This is a genomic window from Comamonas thiooxydans, from assembly GCF_000964545.1.
GTDB classification, from domain to species: Bacteria; Pseudomonadota; Gammaproteobacteria; order Burkholderiales; family Burkholderiaceae_C; genus Comamonas; species Comamonas thiooxydans.
Window position 1 is genome coordinate 1 of the sequence record NZ_BBVD01000017.1, and the last position, 549, is coordinate 549.

At 62.7% G+C, this 549-nt stretch carries 2 pseudogenes; both read left to right on the forward strand.

The annotated features are described in order from the left end of the window. Positions 1–211, forward strand: a pseudogene (locus Cth01_RS21220) (electron transfer flavoprotein subunit beta/FixA family protein); the annotation flags it as partial. A 154-nt stretch (positions 212–365) separates the two neighbouring features. Next, positions 366–549, forward strand: a pseudogene (locus Cth01_RS21225) (electron transfer flavoprotein subunit alpha); the annotation flags it as partial.

Genomic DNA, 549 nt, shown 5'->3' on the forward strand with positions numbered 1-549 from the left:
GAACGAGCCCCGCTACGTCACCTTGCCCAACATCATGAAGGCCAAGAAAAAGCAGCTGGACACCTTCAAGCCCGAAGACCTGGGCGTGGACGTGACGCCCCGCCTCAAGACCGTGAAGGTCTCCGAGCCTGCCAAGCGTGGCGCTGGCGTCAAGGTGGCCGATGTGGCCGCTCTGGTCGACAAGCTGAAAAATGAAGCGAAGGTCATCTAAGGCCCCCTGAGCCGCTTCGCGTCATCCCCCGAAGGGGGACGACACCCTCGGTGCGGGGCGGCCCTTCCTCGGTGTCCCGCGCTTGCGCCGCGCCAGATTGGCCGGCTGCGGGTGATGCAGTCACCATGAAAAATTCTAGAGAAAGACGACTGAAATGACCTCTCTCGTTATTGCAGAACACGACAACGCTTCGATCAAGACCGCGACCCTGAACACCGTGACGGCCGCCAAGGCCTGCGGCGGTGATGTGCATGTGCTGGTGGTTGGCGAAGGTGCAGCCGCTGCAGCAGCCGCTGCCGCTGCCGCCCAGATCGCCGGAGTCTCCAAGGTCATCCATG